Below are 1,958 nucleotides of genomic sequence, written 5' to 3'. Positions count from 1 at the left end.
CCCAGCAGGTGTCGGGATCGGGTTTAATCCACCGCGTTTTTTAACGGCCGGCGATCGCGTGGAAATATCAATTTCCGGCATCGGAACCATAAGCAACTCATTCGGCTGATGTGCAATAGCGCGGCCCGTCTACTTCCAGCTCATGGCCAACGCACCACGGCTGCGTTACGGACGGTCCCCCTGCGACACCTTGCGCGGGCGCGGACACTCCGGCCGTGTCGCTTCCTGCAGGCTGGCTTGCTCAGCCGGTACCGCCTCCGGCCGACGACAAAGCTCCTGACCGACAGCTTCGACGAATTTCACCAGATCACGACTATGACCATCGAGATGATATCCATCTCGAAAGAACACAGCGATGTTCCGATCCAGAGCGGGATCGGTAATGGCAAGGCCGCATAGCCGTCCGTCCGCCAGTTCTGAACGAACAGCATGGGCAGGCAACACGGCAAGGTGATCACTGTCGATGACGAGCGATTTCAGCAATGTGACTGAGCCGCACACAGTGACGCGCTCCGGTGGCGCCAATTTTGCAATCTTCAAGGCGGCGGCAAGAATGGCATGCGCGCGACGCGCGGTCGGTGCCACCCAGGGGTAACGAACCAGAGTTTCCCAACTCAGATTTTTTGCTGTGCTTAGAGGATGTTCGGATCTGGCAATGACAAGAAGCTTGTCGCGAAAGAGGACGCGTTGCCGCAAGCCGTCTTCCAAATCATAGCACTCCGTAAATCCGAAAACGAAATCGAATTCACCCCGCAAAAGACCAATCAAAAGGTCGATCTGTGGGGCCTCGACGACTTGCAGATCGCGATCAGCGTGAGCCTCCCGCCATCTGCTTAGGGCCATGGGCATGACAGTGCTCGCCAAGCTCGGGAGACTACCAATGCGGATGGAGAGCGGGTGATCTCCGTTCACGTTCAACAATGCCCGTTCGGCCAATTCAATAGCGTCGCGCACCAGCCGCGCATGACCGTAAAGGACTTCACCGATCGGCGTGGGCGTCACACCGGTTGGTCCTCGCAGGAGAATTTGCAAACCCAACTCAGCTTCCAGTCTGCTCATGGACGTGGACAGAGCGGGTTGGGATATTTCAAGCGCCTTGGCCGCACTCTTCAAGCTGCCGCTTTCGATTATCGAGGCAAGGTAAAGAAGCTTCTTCGGATCTAGGTTGAGATGACTGGCGGGCATGGTGTTCCTACTCAGTTTTCCGATAGCCAGACATTGTTTGATGGCCACGGCCCAGTGCTGAGGCTCCACGGCCCAAGCGGAAATGAATCAGGTACGCTTGAAGAGCAGTGCCAACTGGCGCAGTCGACCGCGCGCTGTCTGCTTCGGGAATAATGATTACATTATAGAGCGTGGAGGTTCGCGGAACTGGGTATTGAATATATTATACCCCCCGTGCCGTCAACCTGGGTCAGTGCATTGGGAATGGCTGAACGAGTGGAAACAGGCTTTGTCCAATCGCCGCCATCCTTCAAATGAGAGGTCACTTCGATATAATCACTTGGCTGATTCAAGTTGCCGAGGCTTGAGTTTTCACCGGGCTGGCGATTGGTCCGAGCTGCCCCCGATGGTCAGCGTCACAGCGTGGCCAATCCTGCGACAAGGATGCCGCTCGCTACACAAACGCCCAAGACAACCCCTGACGTCAACAGGTCGGACCGAGCTTGCAAAACGGTGCACCCTTGTTTGAAACGTCGAACGCTTCGCCAACGACCATTTGAAGTGCGCAAACGGTGAAGGYGCGGCTGGCAAATTGCGATGGCGCAGGGATTGAAGTGAACGCACGCAAGGTCCATCGCGTGCCAGGGTGCCAACTGCGTGGCTGTCCTCGGTCGCCATCACCTCGCTGGAAATGCGAGATGGGACCTTCGTATCATCTTAAATTCTTCGCCTGAATGAGCCCCATTCAGCGTTGAGACATCGCTATCATGCATACCGACAGGACGGAATAAGGC

The 1,958-nt window shown here is 56.3% G+C and carries 1 protein-coding gene; it reads right to left on the bottom strand.

The window, feature by feature from the left end; translation table 11 throughout:
* Positions 1 to 165 precede the first annotated feature (165 nt).
* Positions 166 to 1,185, bottom strand: a complete 1,020-nt coding sequence (locus tag AC1D1Z_RS36870; protein WP_065276592.1) for a LysR family transcriptional regulator — start codon at positions 1,183 to 1,185, stop codon at positions 166 to 168.
* Between the last annotated feature and the right edge of the window lie 773 nt (positions 1,186 to 1,958).

It is taken from the genome of Rhizobium sp. P1_E1 (assembly GCF_056406015.1).
The sequence above is the reverse complement of the archived record's forward strand: the minus strand, read 5'-3'. Positions and strand labels throughout refer to the sequence as shown.